17 protein-coding genes and 1 riboswitch are annotated in these 17,525 nt (G+C 60.5%); of the genes, 3 read left to right on the forward strand and 14 right to left on the reverse strand.

Annotated elements, in window-relative coordinates; all coding sequences use genetic code 11:
- The first annotated feature begins 86 nt into the window (after nucleotides 1–86).
- The gene (locus AC50YL_RS14620; protein ID WP_494832932.1) at nucleotides 87–533 is read left to right on the forward strand and encodes a cupredoxin domain-containing protein; all 447 of its coding nucleotides are present in this window, start codon (nucleotides 87–89) and stop codon (nucleotides 531–533) included.
- A gap of 193 nt (nucleotides 534–726) precedes the next feature.
- A complete protein-coding gene (locus AC50YL_RS14625; protein ID WP_494832933.1) occupies nucleotides 727–1,038 on the forward strand; it encodes a dehydrogenase in 312 nt (103 codons plus the stop codon).
- A 93-nt stretch (nucleotides 1,039–1,131) separates the two neighbouring features.
- On the opposite strand, the gene AC50YL_RS14630 is transcribed toward AC50YL_RS14625, so the two are convergent.
- From AC50YL_RS14630 to yyaC, 10 genes are all read right to left on the reverse strand, one after another.
- Nucleotides 1,132–1,488: a hypothetical protein gene (locus AC50YL_RS14630; protein WP_494832934.1), complete on the reverse strand. Its 357-nt coding sequence runs from the start codon at nucleotides 1,486–1,488 to the stop codon at nucleotides 1,132–1,134.
- 384 nt (nucleotides 1,489–1,872) lie between these two features.
- Entirely contained in the window at nucleotides 1,873–3,969 is a 2,097-nt protein-coding gene (locus AC50YL_RS14635) for an O-antigen ligase family protein (RefSeq protein ID WP_494832935.1), read from the reverse strand.
- Between the two features lie 180 nt (nucleotides 3,970–4,149).
- Nucleotides 4,150–4,863, reverse strand: a complete 714-nt coding sequence (locus AC50YL_RS14640) for a PilZ domain-containing protein (RefSeq protein WP_494832936.1) — start codon at nucleotides 4,861–4,863, stop codon at nucleotides 4,150–4,152.
- 84 nt (nucleotides 4,864–4,947) lie between these two features.
- Nucleotides 4,948–5,041, reverse strand: a riboswitch (cyclic di-GMP riboswitch).
- A gap of 44 nt (nucleotides 5,042–5,085) precedes the next feature.
- Nucleotides 5,086–6,168 carry an HD-GYP domain-containing protein gene (locus tag AC50YL_RS14645; RefSeq protein ID WP_494832937.1) on the reverse strand — a complete coding sequence of 361 codons (1,083 nt, stop codon included), beginning with the start codon at nucleotides 6,166–6,168 and terminating at the stop codon, nucleotides 5,086–5,088.
- Between the two features lie 34 nt (nucleotides 6,169–6,202).
- Nucleotides 6,203–6,817, reverse strand: a complete 615-nt coding sequence (locus tag AC50YL_RS14650) for a GGDEF domain-containing protein (RefSeq protein ID WP_494832938.1) — start codon at nucleotides 6,815–6,817, stop codon at nucleotides 6,203–6,205.
- Between the two features lie 96 nt (nucleotides 6,818–6,913).
- The gene (locus tag AC50YL_RS14655) at nucleotides 6,914–8,578 is read right to left on the reverse strand and encodes a histidine kinase N-terminal 7TM domain-containing diguanylate cyclase (RefSeq protein ID WP_494832939.1); all 1,665 of its coding nucleotides are present in this window, start codon (nucleotides 8,576–8,578) and stop codon (nucleotides 6,914–6,916) included.
- Between the two features lie 124 nt (nucleotides 8,579–8,702).
- A complete protein-coding gene (locus AC50YL_RS14660) occupies nucleotides 8,703–9,911 on the reverse strand; it encodes a class I SAM-dependent methyltransferase (RefSeq protein WP_494832940.1) in 1,209 nt (402 codons plus the stop codon).
- Nucleotides 9,912–9,928: 17 nt separating this feature from the next.
- Nucleotides 9,929–10,585 carry a DUF6483 family protein gene (locus tag AC50YL_RS14665; protein ID WP_494832941.1) on the reverse strand — a complete coding sequence of 219 codons (657 nt, stop codon included), beginning with the start codon at nucleotides 10,583–10,585 and terminating at the stop codon, nucleotides 9,929–9,931.
- A gap of 33 nt (nucleotides 10,586–10,618) precedes the next feature.
- Nucleotides 10,619–11,458 (reverse strand): alpha/beta fold hydrolase, encoded by an 840-nt coding sequence (locus tag AC50YL_RS14670; RefSeq protein WP_494832942.1) that lies wholly within the window; start codon nucleotides 11,456–11,458, stop codon nucleotides 10,619–10,621.
- 7 nt (nucleotides 11,459–11,465) lie between these two features.
- Nucleotides 11,466–12,080 carry a spore protease YyaC gene (gene yyaC, locus AC50YL_RS14675; protein WP_494832943.1) on the reverse strand — a complete coding sequence of 205 codons (615 nt, stop codon included), beginning with the start codon at nucleotides 12,078–12,080 and terminating at the stop codon, nucleotides 11,466–11,468.
- Between the two features lie 158 nt (nucleotides 12,081–12,238).
- Here yyaC and AC50YL_RS14680 point away from each other — a divergent pair, with 158 nt between their 5' ends.
- A complete protein-coding gene (locus AC50YL_RS14680; protein ID WP_494832944.1) occupies nucleotides 12,239–12,469 on the forward strand; it encodes a DUF1128 domain-containing protein in 231 nt (76 codons plus the stop codon).
- Between the two features lie 137 nt (nucleotides 12,470–12,606).
- On the opposite strand, the gene AC50YL_RS14685 is transcribed toward AC50YL_RS14680, so the two are convergent.
- From AC50YL_RS14685 to galE, 4 genes are all read right to left on the reverse strand, one after another.
- Entirely contained in the window at nucleotides 12,607–13,068 is a 462-nt protein-coding gene (locus AC50YL_RS14685; protein ID WP_494832945.1) for a hypothetical protein, read from the reverse strand.
- 244 nt (nucleotides 13,069–13,312) lie between these two features.
- Nucleotides 13,313–14,650, reverse strand: coding sequence for a UDP-glucose dehydrogenase family protein (locus AC50YL_RS14690; RefSeq protein WP_494832946.1), 1,338 nt, complete (start codon nucleotides 14,648–14,650; stop codon nucleotides 13,313–13,315).
- 197 nt (nucleotides 14,651–14,847) lie between these two features.
- Complete coding sequence (locus tag AC50YL_RS14695) at nucleotides 14,848–16,428, reverse strand: UDP-glucose--hexose-1-phosphate uridylyltransferase (protein ID WP_494832947.1); 1,581 nt, start codon at nucleotides 16,426–16,428, stop codon at nucleotides 14,848–14,850.
- A gap of 49 nt (nucleotides 16,429–16,477) precedes the next feature.
- Nucleotides 16,478–17,467 carry a UDP-glucose 4-epimerase GalE gene (gene galE / locus AC50YL_RS14700; protein WP_494832948.1) on the reverse strand — a complete coding sequence of 330 codons (990 nt, stop codon included), beginning with the start codon at nucleotides 17,465–17,467 and terminating at the stop codon, nucleotides 16,478–16,480.
- Nucleotides 17,468–17,525 lie beyond the last annotated feature (58 nt).

The raw sequence follows: 17,525 nt of genomic DNA on the forward strand, positions 1-17,525 counted from the left end.
CCCTTCCAGCGCTGTCATCGATGTCCAAGCCCGGACATAGACTGGCAGTAACGAACTTTCGACCCCATAAAGGAAGGTGAAGCGAGATGTCCAAAATTTTCGTCGTCAGCAAAAAGCAGCTCCGGCTGATCTACCTCCTGCTGCTCCTCATCGTATTCGCGGCAGTCTGCCTCCGCTGGAACCAATCGCGCGCGGCCATGTCCGCCCCGAAGGAAACGCAGGTGTTCGAGCTCGTGACCGGCGAATTCAAAACGACGATGCCGGGCGGAAAGGAGCTGGAGGTGTACCGCTGGGATCCCGCCTCGATCGTCGTGCACAAAGGCGAGACCGTGGAGCTGCGCATCACGGGCGTGAACGGCGCGTCCCATCCTTTCGCCATTCAAGAGCTCGGCATCAAAGGCACGGTGAACAAAGGCCGGACGACCGTCGTGCATTTTACGGCGGATCAGCGCGGCACCTTCGCCATCGAATGCCTGACCCATACGTCGATCGCGAACGGCGGGCCGATGGTCGGGTATATTACGGTGATGTAGACCGGAGGAAAGCTTGACTGCATGCAGCGATCGCGGCAGCAATCGGGAGAGCGCTTCCTAGCATCTCTGCAAGATCGATAGGGCTCGCAGAAAGGCAACGACACGCCGGCAGGCGCAGCGACTCACCGACCCGACGGCTTGTGACGCGAGGCCCGAAGGGCGCATATATAGGGGTAGAGAGGAGTCGGTCACGATGAAACCTTCTACCCAAAAGCACGCATCCGCCCTGCCCAGCGCGCGCAAGATCAAACGGGCCTGCGAAAACGAGCTCTACCGGACCGTCAAACGTCTCGGCGTCTACATTCCGAAGGAAAAACTGGAGCTAGCCGAGAAGCTTTATGTACAGAAAGTATTTCTGAACCTGATGTGGATCCATGAGAATGCCAGCAACCGCAGATTGCTCGCCGATTGGTGGGACGAGAACGTGAGCGCCGAGATCGCCGAGCTCTGGGACGTCAACCGGGAGAAGCTGTGCGCGGCATTCCGGGACGCCTTCGGCGGATGACCGCCCGGCCCGCAAGACATGGAACGGCAGCACGGCTCATCTTCTTCGAGAGAGCCGTGCTGCCGTTGTCGCGAATGGGGGATAATCGATTCGTCAGCCGATGATCGCGAACGTTTCGACCCTGGCCGGAATGAAGCGGGACCGGAACTGGACGCCGTTGGCATTGAACGTGCGGATCGTATACGATACGTTCGTCAGCGTCTGGATCTGGTTGAACCGCACGACGCCGAAGGGATCGAAGGCAGCCGTGGCCACGACCCGGTTGTTGCGGATCAAACGAGCGAAGAAGCCCGACGTATTGAAAGAAACGCCGTTGTTCTGCACCCAGACGACCGTCAGCCGGTCAAAGATCGGTCCCGACTGTTGGACAAGCTTCTGCGGCACCGAACGCCGGATGGTTTTACCCGAGCTTGGCACGAAGAGCTTCGGTTTTACGCGTGGAGTCGTCACTGTCATCACTCCTCAAGGGGAATTGCTACAGCATATGCGGCGAGCAACCCGGAGGCGTGGACAATCTTAAGCTCGGTTCGCCTATTCTTGCGCGAACGGTTTGACGCGGGATGGCCTTGGCGGCCGGTGGCGGGGCGAGGAGCGTTCGCGGCGTAACGGCTAGTCGCCAGGTGCCTCCGGCCGGGCCGAGCGGCCGGGGAACACGAGCCCGCGAGCCGAGAGCGTTCGTGGCGTAGCGGCTAGTCGCCGGGTGCCTCCGGCCGGGGAGCACGCGCCCGCGAGCCGAGCGTTCGCGGCGTAGCGGCTAGTCGCGGGGTGCCTCCGGCCGGGCCGAGCGGCCGGGGAGCACGCGCCCGCGAGCCGAAAGCGTTCGCGGCGTAGCGGCTAGTCGCCGGGTGCCTCCGGCCGGGCCGCCAGCTGGCGGTTCTGCTCCGCCGCGGACTTGGCGGCCGCGGAAATCGAGAACCGGCGGTCGTTCGCGGCGTAATCGCGATCAAGCGCCTCGTAACTGTCGAAGAAGGCTTCGGCCGCGTCCGCCGCTAACCGCGCTTCCGCGAAGCGGGACGCTGTTCTCAGTTCCTGAGCGAGCCGCGCCATCGTCACGACCGCTTCCGTCTGCTTGTCCCGGTCGAAGCGGTCCTCATCCAGCGCGCGGCGCATGTAAGCCGACGCGCCGCGAACGTCCTTGCGTTCGGCGGATAGCCGGCCGAGCGCCCACAGCAGCGGCACGGACTGCGGCTCATAGCGCAGTCCGGCCGCCAGCAGCGCCGCGCGTTCCGACGGCGGCGGCGCCTGCAAGGCCAGCTCGAGGCGAATCCGCGTCCAATACGGATTCGCCTCGAGCGCCGCGCGGAGCGCGGCCGTGCGCGCGGCGCCCGAGACGGCAGCCGCCGCCTCGCGGTGCCGCGCGGCGGCATCGAACCGCCAGCCGAGCAGAGCTCCGGCGGCGAAGCAAGCGGCGGCCGCGGCCAACGTCGCGGACCGCGCTCCCCGCCATGTCCGCCGGCCGCGTTGTCCGCCGCGGCCAGCATCGGCCACTAGCGCACGATGCAGTATCGCCTCGTCCGGCCCGCCCGAATAATACACGATCCAACTCGTCAACAGCAGCCAATAGTAGCCGAAGGACATATCGAAATCGATCGCTGCGTGCAGCAGCAGCACGCCTATCGGCAGCAGTCCCGTCCGGTCGTGCTTCCAGACGGGTCGCAGCAGCACAGCCATAATGACGACGCCGGCCGCCGCGCCCACCGCGCCGAGATCAAGCGCGACTTCCAAATACCCGCTGTGCACTTCGTTCCCGACATAGGGCTGCGACTGCACCCCCGCGAAGAGACTTCGCCAAGCATCCCCGCCCCTTCCCAGGAGCGGCGCTTCGCGTATAAGCCTCCAGGCATCGCGATAAAATAGCTCGCGCGCGCCAGCCGTCCCGCCGCCCGTGCTCCCGACAGCCATCCGTCCGTAGCTCGCCGGCGGTAGAAGCAGCGCCAGCCCGGCGACCGATAATACCCAGCCGGTCCAAACTGCAGCAGCGGTCGGCTTGGTTTCGCCCCTACGGACGAACCAGCGCAACCCGAACAAGCCGGCAGCCGACACCGCGCATAGCAGCAGCAGCAGCAGCGATTCCGTGACTGTCGCCCCGCCTCCGGTACCGTCTCCCGGACCGCGCAAGCCCGCCCCTACGACAACGCGGCAAGCAGCGCCTCCGCACAGCAGCGTCCATCCGCTGTACAGCAGCCATCCGATGCGCTCCTTGCCTCGCATGAGCGCGGCGCCCGCCGCCCATGCGAGCGAAGCGGCCAGCCACGCGCCGCGCGACTCCGTCAGCAGGCCGACAAGAAAGTACGGCAAGACGCTGCAGGCGGCCAGCCCGAATGCCCACCCCGTCCGCGTCCGTACCAGCAGCAGCCAGCTCCATACGAGATACGCGAGGGCCGCCGCTCCCAAGAAGTTCGGATATTGCAGGAAGCCCCCGAGTCTTGCGCCGACCGCCGACACTCGCCCGTCGCCCGTCGTCATGATCATGGCCGGAAAAGACAACGCCCCCATCCAGCCTGCCAACGCGCTGCCGGCAACGACGATGCCGGATGCCTGCAGCGCCGCCGATAGCCATGCACGCCTTCCTTTCGCCCCGAAGCCTACATAGAGCAGCAGCATATAAGCCGCGTAAGCGCAGTAGCGAAGCGCCTGCTGCAAGGTGCCCAGCACGGACGCCGGCTCATGCAGGAGCGCAAGCCCGTACAGCAGCGCGGCGAGAAGCAGCCCCGGCACGGCCGGCCGGATAGCCATCAACTCGATCCGCCAATGACGGTCGTTCCGCATGCGCTGCCAACCGATCATGCCGACGGCCGCCAATCCTCCGAGACAGAGCGTCGATGCCAGACGATAAAACAGCTCGTCAAAAAACAAGCCGTACCGCCAGGCGGCTTCCGTAAGTACCGCAGCCGCGGCCGCCGATTCTATTCCAAGCAACGCGTTTCGCATCCAGCACCTTCTCTCGGGCGTCCCGTTTTTCCCCAATTTACCGCATGCCAGCCGACAGCCGCCGCGCTCCCCCGCGGCAGGCGCCGGCCATGTTCAAAAAAGGAAGACGCCGCCGGCTCCCCCGGTCAACGTCTTCCTTCTGTTAGCAATGGCGCATCTGCTTATCGATTGTTCATCCGCTTACCGCTCGTTCTTCTGCTGCTTGAGCCGGAAATACGCGCCCACCTGCTCGCGAATGAGGAACGCCCGCAGCGCGCGGCGCTGCTGCTCGCCCATATCGACGAACCGCGCTCCGTACCCTTCGCGCTGGTTGTTCTCTTCCTTGCGGATAATCTCCAGCCTGCAGGCCAGTCGCGATTCCAGCGCCAGCGTCACGTCGAAGATTTCGCCGATTTGGAGCTTCGGTCCGAACAGCAAGCGGAAACCCACCCCGGAATCGCTGATATTGCGCGTCGCGAGCTCGAATTCCTCTTCGATCTCCACGGTATGCGCCTCGCCTCTCACCATGACCGTCTCGGATTGCTTGTGCTTCAGCGTACCCTCCACGACGACGTCCACGCGCGGCGATTCGCGCCTTTCCTCCAGCCCGGCGAACGATCGCTCCGGGAAGAGCACCGCAAGCGCCCCGTTCGCCTTGGCGATCACCGACGACCTCAGCCGATGAATGCCCACCGGCGAATAGACGGTCAGGTTGACGGGGTCGCCAAGCTCGAAGTTTCTGAACTCGCTCAGTTCGATTTCCAGCATATCGCCCTCGGCATGCGCCAGGATGCCCGTGGACACGTACCCTTCTTTCTCGACGACCGTTCGGCTGTGAAGCAGCGATTTCAACGAGAATCTCGCCTTGTCGCTGTTGTAAACGTCATGAGACCTTGCCTTCATGCCTCCTGCCATTCTCCGTTTCCTCCTCCATAATGAAAAAAGCGCTTCCTTGTGCATGGAGCCGCTTCTAGGGCCCGGGCGTCAGCTCGGGTACATTTCGGCAGCCAGGCTGTCAGTCGTCCGCGCGAGGCGAACCTTAGACCCTTTGGCTTTGCGTCCTTGTCTTTCGGCAAGTTTGCTAGTATCGATGTCTATGAAGTTGTTGAATGACGATCGGTTTTGCCGTTTACACTTCTACACTTCTTTGACGATCATGAGGCTGTGCTCGTCTTTGAGGTCGATTTGGTACGCGGCCGGAGGCGGAGCCCCGTCGGGTTCCCGGATAATGCGCACGATCGGCCGATGCACCGCCAGCGGATTGTTGACCGCGACGACCGCGATCTGCCCGGTACTGAGGAGCACCGTCGTGGCCACGGGGTAAATCGAGATATGCCTGCAAAAAATCTTGATCAAATCCAGATCGAAATACGTGTTTCCCGCGGCAAACAAAAATTCGATCGCCTCGGTCGGCGTAAATCGTTTGCGGTGCGGCCTCGCGGAGGTCAAGGCGTCGTAGACGTCGACGATCCCGACGATCTGCGCGTATTCGTGGATTTCTTCCCGCTTCAGCTTGCGCGGATAGCCGGACCCGTCGTAGCGTTCGTGATGCTGAAGCGCGCAATGCGCCGAGAGAAGCGAGATGTCGTGCTGCGCCCGGATGATATTGAAGCCTTCCTCCGTGTGTTTCTCCATCTGGCTGCGTTCGGCCGGCGTGTAGGCGCCCGTCTTCTTCAGCAGCTCCTTCGGTATCCGGGTCATGCCGATATCGAACATCAGCGCGCCCATGCCCAATTCTTCCAGTTGATTTCGATTATACCCTTTCGCCAAGCCCATAATACCTGCGAGAATCGCGACGTTAAGCGAATGATGGAATAAATAGCTGTCGGCGACGTGAATGTTCGTCAAGCTGACCATCACTTCTTGGCGCCTGACGAGATCCTGCACGATATCGCCGAATACTTTGCGAAACGTTCGCCCAAGCTCGGGCGCGATCGTCCGGCCTTTGATGACCGGCTGATCCATGATCGAGGTCATGGTTTTGAATATCGTATCCGACGCCCGTTTCCTCGTGTCGTCCTGGATGGCGGAAGGCGGCTCCAATCCTTCCGTCAGCGGGTCGTCTATGAACAGCATATCGATGCCAAGCCCCATCAATCTGTCTATGAAACGTTGGCTTAGCTCCACGCCGGCACCAAGCAGCACGTTTCCATTCTCCTGCAAAATAGGGCGGGCAAGCGTTTCTCCCGGAGCAACGGAGTTAATGTGTATTTTCCTCATTGATGTTCTCCCGCCTTTATCGCGTGCTAACGGTTCATGCCTGCAGCGCTGCCGGTTCGGTTTCTTTCATTTTGCATACATACTTGTCCGCATACATTTTCTTATCGGCAACGTTCGTCAGCTGGCTTAAATCCTTCCCTTGATCCGGGAAAATCGAATTGCCGACCGAGACTGACAAACGAAGTCCGATTCGCCTGGAAACGCCGAGCAGCTGATCATGAATCCGTTTCGTTATTCGGTCCATTCCTTTGTCGTCCGCATAGGGACAGATCAAGATGAATTCGTCTCCGCCCCATCTGCCGACGATCTCCCCGCGGTCGGAGCAGCTACGAAGCGTCTCCGCGATGAGCGCAAGCACCGAATCGCCCTGCTGATGACCGAAACGGTCGTTCACTTCTTTAAAATCATTGACGTCGAGCATGATTACCGACATCCGTTTGCGCTTTCGGCTCGCCTGCCGGAGCAGCCGCCCGAACGTCGATTCTACGAATCTGCGGTTGTAGGCCCCCGTCAGCGAGTCTACCGTCGCATCGATCCTCAAACGGTCGTAACTGCGGCCGAGCAGCCATCCCCCCGGCAGCATGACCGCCGCGAACGCGCCAAGCCCGAGTTCGACGGGAAACAGCGAATGTCCCGGTTGAGACGCCATGTAACACAGACCCGCTGCTGCCGATGTCATTCCCAATGCTGCGACAGTTGCTATCAAACGTCCGTTCTTTGACATTTTCGCTGATCCCCTTCCATCTTAATGGTTGACGACCCTGTTACGCCCGTTGTCTTTGGCCCTGTAGAGAGCCGAATCGATCTTGGAAAATAAATCTTTCAAATACGTCTTCACGTCGTCGATCTGCAGATCCGTCTGTTCCTCGACCACGTGAACGCCCATGCTGATCGTGACGGAAATCGGCACGCGGCCGCGGCCCGTCGGCACCTCGTTCGACTCCACCACCTGACGGATCCGCTGCGCGAGCAGCTCCGCCTGATCCTTGTTCGTGTGAGGCAGGTAAACGGCGAATTCCTCGCCGCCGTACCGCGCCAGGATGTCCGTGCGCCGCAACGCGCCGCGCACCGCCTCGGCCGTGCGCCGGATGACCTCGTCGCCCACGACATGCCCGTAGGTATCGTTGACGAGCTTGAACAAGTCGATGTCGAACAGAAAGACGGCGAACGGGATTTTGTACCGCAAGTTGGTCAACACCTCGTGCTCCAGCTGCTGCATCAGAAACCTGCGGTTGAAGCAGCCGGTCAAGCTGTCCGTGATGGCCATCTGCTCGAGCTTCCGGTTCGCCTGAAACAGCTCGTCCTGCATATAAATCAAGGCGCGGTTCCGCTCCTGCAGCGACGTGTTGTGCTCCTGCGATTTCAGTACGAGCGATTTGAGCTCCGTAATGTCCTGAAGGGTGATGACCCTTCCTTGCAGGTTCCCGCCGACCATGATGCGCGCGGCATGGAGCGACAGGAATTGCTTCGGCGCCGGCTCGGCGCCAAGCGCGATCTCGGTATGTATGCGCTCGCTCGAATGCTCGCCGTAGCTTCGCAAAAACGCCTCGTCTGCGTTTGCGTCGAGCGATCTTCCCGCCAGCAGCGACGCCATGTCGAGCCGCTTGCCGAGCGCGATGGCAAGATCCGGGTTGATATTGCGGTTCATCTCGATGACGAAATCTTCCTCGTCCAGCACGACGATGCCCACGGACAGCGTATCGACCACGTCCTGCTGCGCCACTTTGACGAGATCGAACGAACGGTGCTTCTGCAGCGAGAACAGAAAATACAAATCCGATAGCACGATGCCGAGCGTCGTCAGGCCCGGAATGACCGGAAGCCACGGGTCCAAGCCGACATTGATGGCCAGGTCCAGCGTCGGCAGCCCGAGCATGATCACGATGCCGATCAGCGCATTGAAAATGCGTGCTTTGTCGGCTTGTCTCGCTTCGGAACGGTACGCCTGCCAAAGCTGGTAGAGCGAATAGAGATAATAAGAAATCAGCAGCAGCAGCATGCACCAAAAGATAGGACCATAGACCCGCTCGCTGTAATTGTCATCGACTGGCGCAACGAATAAGTTTGCCGGATTCCAGATCATGGCCGCGGAGAGCAGCAGCGAAGGCGTAAACATAAGCAGAACGACGTTTCGGCCCGGCCTGTAGTATGTGCCGTTCACCAGAAACTTCGCGAACAGCAGCCAGCCAAAGCCAAGCATTGAAAATCCGACAAAGGATAGTGTGATGTAGATAATCTGAAGGTGTGGACGATCTGTCGTGTGGACGCCGATCTGACCGATGGGCCAAATCATCATGAAGAAGTGGAAGAGCAGGTAGACTTTATATTGCGTAGTGATGACGTTCTTGACGAACACATAGATGAAGATGGCAACCAAACATACGAGTAAGCTTAAGTCCATCCCTGTCATAAGTCCCATGTACTCCACCCGAATCACTATATAGTTTTCTATGAAAAAAGGCCTGGGACAATTTTCAAAAACACTCTTCCATTCTATCACACTGCTCAGATATTCGACAACATGAGTTGTTATCTTATTTGACATCCCCGATGGCTTGCCGGAGCCGCTCTTCCAGGGCGCGCTCCAAATAAGGCGACACCTGCAGCATGCTGCGGAATGCTACGTATTCCTGCCATTTTGCGTCGGCATCGCTTTTGCCGCCCGCGGCTTTGACGGCGCGGATCAGCATGTTTTTGGGCGTATGCTCCGGATCGATGAATTCCAGCAGCTGCGTGCGATAACCCAGTACCTCCAACAGCTGCGCGCGAATCGCGTCCGTCGCGAGGGCGGTGAACCGTTCCCTCAGCAACCCGTGCGAGAGCAGCGGCTTCATCGTCTCGTTCGCGATCTGCTTGAACAGCTCGTGCTGGCAGCAGGGCACGGACAATATAACGGAAGCGCCCCACTCCACCGCTTTGGCGAGCGCGGCATCCGTAGCCGTATCGCAGGCATGCAGCGTCACGACCATATCCACTTCGGATTGGTCCTTGTAGTCGGCGATATCTCCCACTTGAAAACGCAGCCGGTCGTAGCCGAGCTTCTCGGCGAGCTCCGTGCAGAACGCGATCACGTCCGCTTTCAAATCCAAACCGACGACGGATATCCGACGCCCCTGCTTGACCGCAAGCAGATGATAGAGCGCGAAGGTCAGGTAGGACTTGCCGCAGCCGAAATCGACGATCGTAATCTCCCGGTCGGCCGGCAAATGCGGCAGCACGTCCGTCACCATTTCGAGAAACCGGTTGATCTGGCGAAACTTGTCCCGCTTCTTCGCGATGACCTGGCCGTCCTTCGTCATGATGCCGAGCTCGACCAGAAACGGCGCCGCCTCGCCTTCTTGCACGACCCGCTGCTTCTGCCGGTTATGCGCGAGCGCCTCGCCCTTGGCCTCGGGAGCAAGCGCGGACGGTTTGCTGAGCACCGCCGCTTTGCCTTTCTTGTTGAACAACACCTGCATGTCGGCGTCGTCCGAACGGATCAGCGCCTGACGGTAGTGCTGAATCAGCCAAACGGCCATCCGGTCCGCCGCCTCGGCCTGCGGAACGTTCTCGTGCGTCACTTTATTGTCCTTGTAATATTGAAATTGGTAGTGAAGCGCGCCTTTGAGTTCGACCGGACGAACGACCGTCTTGGAAGGGATGCCGCCGTCCTTGCGGCGCAGCTGGCTGAACGTCGCCCCCTTCAGCCTTCCTTCCGCTACCCATAGCTCGACGTCGCGCTGCCATTGTTCCTTGCTTTCCATCTTCTGTCCTTCAGCTCCTAAACCGCTTCATTGTCCTGCTTGATTCGCGTCAGACCTTCGAGCACTTCGTCCCGCGGCAAACCGCCCGCCTCGAGCGATTCGTCCGGCAGCAGAAGCAGCCGGCGGTAAAATTCCTCGGCTTCCTCCCGGTCGACCATGCCGTCCTCCAGCAGCTCGTGCAGGATGTTCTCGGCATCGTCGTACCGTTTGTCGCCCTCGTACCATTCCCACATGAGCAGCTTCGTCGCGCGGGGCAGCTCGTAGCCGTCCAGCTGCTGCGCCAAATCGGCGGCTTCCTCCGACGGGGTCCGCAGCAGCGCCGGCGCATCCAGCAGCGCGAGGCGCATGAACAGGTGGAAGGCCTTCAGCTGGATCGGATAGCTCTGATCCGTCCGGCCGAGCTCGTTCAGAATCGCGGCCTCTTCTTTCATTAATAACGCGACTCCGCTCAAATTCGCCGTTTCCACGACGCCGTTCGTCGTCATCATCCGAACGAGGTCGGCATCGGAGAGCTGGCGGATCAATTTGCCGTTCATGCGAAACCGGCGATCCAATAAATCGTCGATGACGAGCAGCGCTTCTTCGTGCTTGCGCTGCTGGCGCAGGCCCATGATCACGCCCGCCGCCTCGCCCATCTGCTCGATCATGCGCATAAAGAAATCCCTCTGAAACAAACGCCATTCCCCCCATTCCGGCAGCTGCCGGTCCTAAGCCTCGCCTCTTCCCAAAAAAGCGAGCATCGCGGCGGCCAGCTTATCCGGCTCCTCCGTCATGCTCATATGGCCGCAGCCTTCAAGCAGCGCTTGCGTCACTTGCGGGCCGTCCGTCGTAAACGTGTTGGCCGGCGGAATGACGCCGTCTTCCGAGCCCGCGACGAGCAGGCATGGAACCGCGAGTCCTTCCAGCACGCCGGTACGGTCGGGACGCGCCTTCATGCCGAGCGCGGTCGCCGCCGCGCCTTCCGCGTCCGTGCCGCGGCCGACGTCGATCATGCGATCGACCCGGCCGGCCATCGATTCCCGGTGCGCCGGCGCGAACAGTTTGGGGACCAAGCCCGCCACGAAAGGATCGATCCCTTCCGAGCGCAGCGCCTGCGCGGCTTTGTCCCGATTGCCCCTCGCCTCGTCGCCGTCCGGCTTCGCCGTCGAGTGCACGAGGGCGAAAGCGGCCAGCTTGTCCGGGTTCCGTTCGGCAAAAGCCAGCGATACGTAACCGCCGAGCGAATGGCCGAATAGCCAAACTGCACCGGCGTTCAAATGCGCCAGCAGCTGCTCGAGATCCGACGCGAAATCCTCCATCGCGTAGACGGATTGCCGCGGCGCGGAGCTCCGGCCGTGGCCGCGAAGGTCGGGCACGATGACCCGCCCCGCCTCTTGGAGCTGCGGCAGCACCGCTTCCCAATAAGCCGAGCTGCCGCAGAAACCGTGCAGCAGTACGATCGTTTTGCCGGTCCCCTCCGCGGAGGGAGCCGAGTCGTAATAAGCGATCGTCGGTCCGCCCGGCGCCGCGAACGACAGGTTTGCGATAGAACGTTGATCCGTGGTCATGAGGAATTTACCTTTCCCTTGAAAGCTGTAATGGGTGCAGCGAATGTATGGATTCCAGCCGCATGGATCGCACCTCGGGCTGATCCCAAGCGGCTTGAACGGCGCTCGCCAAGGCGCGGGCCATGCTCAAGACTTCGCGCAGCGAGGCATGCTGAATCGTCCAATACGGCTTCACGCTCTTCGGTCCGACAATGCCGGCGATGCTGTAATGCCCCGCGGGCGCCAGCCTCTTCCCGACCGCTTGTCCCGGAAACAACGGTCCTTCGCCGACGATATAGCCCGGTTCTTCTTCCTTCTTACCCAAACAGGCATCGACCGCAATCGTCATGCAGCCTTCCGGAACGACCGAGCGCATCGCGTCGTACCGGTCCGCGTCGCAAGGCTCCTCCAGCGTGCCGATGACGTGGAGCCAGCCGGCTTGCGCCAATAGCGTGCCGACGAGCGGTCCGAACGAATCGCCGGTGGAGCAATCCGTTCCGATGCACAAGAACGCCACGCGGCTGCGGTCCGGCTGAACGGCGGCCGCTTTTCGCAGAAAAGCGGCCGCTCCGTCGATCGCGACGCGCTGACGCAACACTGGATCTTCCGAGCGTCCCCTGCGGGCTTTGGCCCGATTACCCATGCTTCATGCTTCCTCTCCGTTCCAACTGTCCTCATTGTACCGAAATCCCCATGCCGCTTCAAATCGAGCGCCTTCCGCCCGCGGCCGGAGTAGCGGCCATCCGCTCGGCATGCTACAATACGATCAATCAGTCCGTTCATTGGGAAAGGAGAGATAGAATGCAAAATTTGGCAGAACCGAACGCGGAAAACGTCGCCTTCATGATCGAAGCCATCAAAACCAAGCTCCGCATGGCCTCCGGAGCCGCTATGCAAGCATCGAACTTCAGTCTCGATAAATACGAGGACCTGCGGGATGTCTACGAGATCGTGGCGGGCAAGGACAAATTCAGCATCAGCGAAGTCGAGGCGATCGTGTCGGAGCTCGGGCAGCTGCGCGAAACAAAATAGTTTCCACATAATTACAATTAATGCCATTTACCGACATAGTATTACAATTTAAAACCGGACGCGAGCAGCGCGTCCGGTTTTATTTTTTTCCACTATTTTACTGAAAATTCCAGTAAGGTCAAACCTTCGCCGCGGAGCTAGGATTCAATGCCTTCCTCGCCTTCTCCTGCAGTGGAAGCGCCCGAGGCGGAAATCGACAGCTTGACGTTCACCGTCTTGTTCTCGCCTTTCAGGAAATACGCGAGCCGTTCGAGCTTCTCCGCGAGCTCCGGCCCGCTCAGCGTCACGTTCAGCTCGTAACCGAACTGATCCTCGGGAGCCAGGCGCCCCCCGGCCGCGTAAGCGCCCACCGCATAAGCATCGGCGGTATTGCGCGATGCCAGAAGCTGCTCCGGCGAAAATTTATCCGATTTGTTCACGACGCGCTCGTAAATGCGAAGCTTCTTCAGAAGCATATAATACTGGGCGGAATGCTTGAACCCCCACGCGTCGCGAATATCCTTCAGCGTGTAGTCCATTTTCCACTGCTTTAATTTCTCCACTTGCTCATCGGTCGATAAGGCAAGAAACTCGTCAATCGGTAAGATTGGCTGCGGCATCGATATTGTCCCTCCGGATCTGGAAATTACGCTTCTGCATTTATTTTCGCCATAACATTCATTTTTCCTTTTTTTATTATAAAAATATTCCAGTTCTTTTGTCGTAAAAGCGAAATATATTGAGAAATCATAAAAGGTTGTCCGAAGCGTCGCGGCTTCGAACAACCTTTACGAGGAAACGAGGATATATTTTTTCCGATTCTCGCGAATTCGGCATGACACAGCGTATGTTGCGGTTACACGTTCACGCCGGCTTGTCGTCCGCCTGCCCCGCCGTTCCACGGTTAAGCGCAGGGCGGCCGATCGAGCTGTAGATGAAGCCGGCATGCTCCAACCGCTCAGCGGAGAACAGATTGCGTCCGTCGATGAGCACCGGCCTGCTCATCCTTTGCCGGAGCTGCTGCAGATCCACGCCGGCGAATTCCGGCCATTCCGTCAGCAGGCATACGGCGTCTGCGCCGTCAGCCGCCTCCAATGCATCCTCGCACCAGGCGATCCGCCCGTGGTCGAAGCTGTTTCTGAAGTTCGGCAGCGCGACCGGATCGCAGGCGCGGACATTCGCTCCCAGCCCGACGAGCGCCTGCACGATATCCAGCGCCGGCGTATCCCGCACATCGTCCGTATTCGGCTTGAAGGCCAATCCCCAGACCGCGATCGTCCGCCCCTCCAGCTCCCCGAAAATGCGCTGCAGCTTATGAACGACGCTGAATCGCTGATCCCGGTTCACGTCGACCACGGACTTCAGCAGCTTGAACTCGTAATCGACGTTGCCGGCGATTTGAATGAGCGCCTGCGTGTCCTTCGGAAAGCACGAACCGCCGTACCCGATGCCGGCCCGCAGGAAGGAATGGCCGATCCGCCGATCGTAACCCATGCCTTCCGCGACCTTCGTCACGTCCGCGCCGACCTTCTCGCAGATGTTCGCGATCTCGTTGATGAAGGAAATTTTCGTCGCCAGAAAGGCGTTGGACGCATACTTGATCATCTCGGCGCTGCGGATATCCGTCACGAAAATATGATCGGTCAACGGACGATGGAGCGCTACCGCCATTTCCGCGGCCTCGCTCCGGTCCGCGCCGACGACGATGCGGTCCGGATGGAACGTATCGCCGACCGCCGAACCTTCGCGCAGAAATTCGGGCACGGAGACGAGCTCGAACGGGAACTTCGTCACGGAAGCGACCAGCGTTTGGAGCCGGTGATTCGTGCCGACCGGCACGGTGCTCTTGACCATGATCAGCTTGTATCCGTTCATCGCGGCCGCGATTTCGCGCGCAGCTTGTTCGATGATTTTCAGATTCGCTTCCCCGCTGGGCAGGGACGGCGTTCCCACGGCGAGGATAATGACCTCCGACTGCCGGACGGCCGACTGAATGTCGGATGTAAACGCCAGTCTTCCCGCTTCCGTATTGCGTACGACAAGCTCCTGCAGTCCCGGCTCGTAAATCGGGATCTCGCCGCGCGACAGAACGGTGATTTTGGACGCGTCCTTGTCGACGCAGACGACCTCGTTATGAAGCTCCGCGAAGCAAGCCCCCGATACAAGTCCCACATAGCCCGTTCCGATTACCGCAATTCTCATCTCTATCCGCTCCCGTCGGCCGCATTCGCGATATTGTCTTCCATGGATCAGCATAGCAGAGAAACGTTAATGCCATATAAAACGGGCTTTCCGAATTCGGGCCGCCGAAGAGGGGGAAGAACGACAAGATGAATCCCGCCGAAAAAAATGGTTTCGAAGCCCCCAGGCTCCGAAACCATCGCTTGCAACCATTCGATTTACCGCTGCGCTTCCAGTCCGAGCGAGACCAGGAACCGCGCGAACGCTTCTTGTCCGGCTTCCGTCCGCTTGTAAACGCCGGCATCCTTCAGCACCTCGAGGAACTTGCGTCCGACCTCGTCGCGCAGGAGGACTTCCGCCTGATCCGGCGACAGCTTCGCGCCATGCTCCGCGATCATCGCGTCGATCCAGGCGGCATGCTTGCCGAGCGGACCGCCCTGCAGGGCGGCCGCGCCGAACGCCGTCCCGCCCGTCAGCAGGTCCGCAATTTGCTCGAGCTCGGTCTTGAGCCGGCCCGGCAAGACGGCAAGCCCCATGACTTCGATCAAGCCGATATTTTCTTTCTTGATGTGATGCAAATGCTGGTGCGGGTGAAAAATGCCGTCCGGATGCTCCGCGCTCGTACGGTTGTTCCGGAGCACGAGATCCAGCTCGTAGCGGCCGTCGTCGCGCAGTCGTGCGATCGGCGTAATCGTGTTGTGCGGCACCTGTGCGCCGTCCTTCTCCGAGAAGGCGTAAATATCGGCTTCGGGGTCGCTGTAATCGCGCCATGCATCGAGAATGTCGCCCGCGGCCTTCAATACGGCCGCCTTGTCGTTGCCGTTCACCCGCACGACGCTCATCGGCCAGGCGACGATGCCGTACGTCAAGCCGTCGGCCAAAGGCCGAACGAAGGAATGCTCGACGGCAGCCGTTTCCATCGGAAACACATGGCGGCCGGCCTGGAAGTGGTCATGGTTCAGGATCGAGCCGCCTACGATCGGCAGGTCCGCGTTGGAACCGATGAAATAATGCGGGAACGCATCGACGAAATCGAGCAGGCGCGCGAACGTGCCGTGCGTGATGCGCATCGGCACATGCTTGCCGTGGAACACGATGCTGTGCTCGTTGTAGTACACGTAAGGCGAGTATTGGAAATACCAGGCTTCGCCTTGAAGTTCCAACGGCACGACGCGCAGGTTCTGGCGCGCGGGATGATCGGCGCGTCCGGCATACCCGACGTTGTCCGCGCAAAGCAGGCATTTCGGATAGTTGCTCGGCCCCATCGTCTTCAGCAGCGCGATCTCGCGCGGGTCCTTCTCCGGCTTGGAGAGGTTGATCGTGATCTCCAGCTTGCCGTACGCCGTCGGCTGTTCCCAGTACTGGTTCTTCAGGATGCGATCCATGCGAATGTAATTCGAGTCGATGCTGAGCCGGTAGAATTCGTCGGTCGCTTTGGCGATGCCATCGCGTTCCGCCGTGCGGCGGAACCGCGCGGCCGTCTCGGACGGACGCGGCATCAAGAGCCCCATGATGCGGGCATCCAGCAGGTCGCGGAACGTCATCGTATCGTCGGGGATAAGCCCGATGGAGGCGCCGTAATCCAGCAGCGGCTCCAGCAGCGAAGCAGGACTCTCCAGCCGCTCCTCCGGCACTTCGCCGGCGTACGCTTCGGTCAATCCGAACAGGTCGATAAGCGCGTTGCGGGAGGCGTACACGTCCAGCGGCGGCTCGATCATGCCGCGCTGCGCCGCGAATTGCACCAACCGCTCGATCAGTAACAGCACGTCGTTCGTGCCGGGTATCCGTTGTTCCGTCATGTTCTGTCATTGCTCCTTCCCGCTGCGGGGAGTCTATGCTTCCGAAGCGTTATTGCCCGTTATAGCCGTTCGGGTTCGCTTGATGCCAAGCCCATGCGCTGCCGATGATGTCCTCCAGCTTGTTGCGCGTCGGGTTCCAGCCGAGTTCTTTGCGAACGCGGTCGGAGGAAGCGACGAGCACCGCCGGGTCGCCGGCGCGGCGCGCCTCGACGATCGCCGGAATCTCGCGGCCCGTCACTTGGCGAGCGATGTCGATGACCTGCTTCACGGAGAAGCCGGTTCCGTTGCCGAGGTTGTAGACCGCGCTGTCTCCGCCGCCGCGCAGCCGGTCGACGGCCAGCACGTGCGCGTCCGCCAGATCGCTCACATGGATGTAGTCGCGGATGCAGGTGCCGTCCTCCGTCGGATAATCATCGCCGAAGACCGAGATGTGCGCGCGCTGTCCGAGCGCGGTCTGGAGCACGAGCGGCACCAGATGCGTCTCGGGGCTGTGGTCCTCGCCGATCCTTCCGCCGGCGTGGGCGCCGGCAGCGTTGAAATAGCGGAGCGAGACGTACTTGACGCCGTACGCGACGTCGTACCACTTCATCATTTTCTCCATCGCGAGCTTCGTTTCGCCGTACGTGTTGGTCGGCAGCGTGCGGTCGTCCTCGTGAATCGGAATGTTCTCGGGCTCGCCGTAAGTCGCCGCCGTGGACGAGAAGACGATCCGCTTCACGCCGTGCGCGTTCATGCGCTCCAGCAGGCAAAGCGTGCCGTAGACGTTGTTGTGATAGTATTTGCCGGGGTCCTTCATGCTCTCGCCGACCAGCGAATTCGCCGCGAAGTGGATCACCGCGTCGATGCTGTTCTCGCCGAATACCGAATCGAGGAAATCGGCGTCGCGCAGATCGCCGACGTACAGTTTGCCGCCAAGCACCGCTTCCCGGTGTCCCTGCTGCAGGTTGTCGACGACGACGATATCCTCGCCCCGTTCGATAAGCGCCGCTACCGCATGCGAGCCGATGTAGCCCGCGCCACCCGTTACCAATACTGCCATGTTGATTTCTCTCCCTTCTCTATTCAAAGCCGAATCGCCGCGATGCGGGCCGATTCGT

This window comes from Paenibacillus sp. J22P277 (genome assembly GCF_059383675.1).